This is a genomic window from Pseudomonas sp. 2822-17, from assembly GCF_002742485.1.
GTDB classification, from domain to species: Bacteria; Pseudomonadota; Gammaproteobacteria; order Pseudomonadales; family Pseudomonadaceae; genus Aquipseudomonas; species Aquipseudomonas cyclaminis.
Map to the genome: position 1 here is coordinate 1 of NZ_LJRZ01000124.1, position 378 is coordinate 378.

The window sequence follows — 378 nt, forward strand, 5'->3', positions numbered from 1 at the left end:
TCGGAAAGTAATGGTTGAGGTGGTAGGTTTTCGTGATGAGAATGTGTTACTAATGCCTTTTGATCAAATTCATGAAATTGCACCAGGTAGTTTAGTTGAAGCAACTAATCATTCACTACAAATTAACATAGGTACTAGCCTAATTGGGAAAGTTGTTGATGGACTAGGTCGAGCTTATGATGGACAGAAGTTCGATAAGGGAACTTTTCCCTTTCCAACTGATAACCCTCCTCCGAATCCATTGAATAGACCAAGAATAACAAAACCTCTTAGTTTAGGTGTAAGAGCAATTGACGGATTGTTCACTGTTGGAAAAGGACAAAGGGTAGGAATTTTTGCCGGGAGTGGTGTTGGTAAAAGTACTTTAATGGCTATGAT

General features: G+C 38.9%; 1 pseudogene. It reads left to right on the plus strand.

Annotated elements, in window-relative coordinates:
• Positions 1 to 10: 10 nt before the first annotated feature.
• Positions 11 to 378 (plus strand): annotated as a pseudogene (gene fliI / locus AOA60_RS01210) (flagellum-specific ATP synthase FliI); the annotation flags it as partial.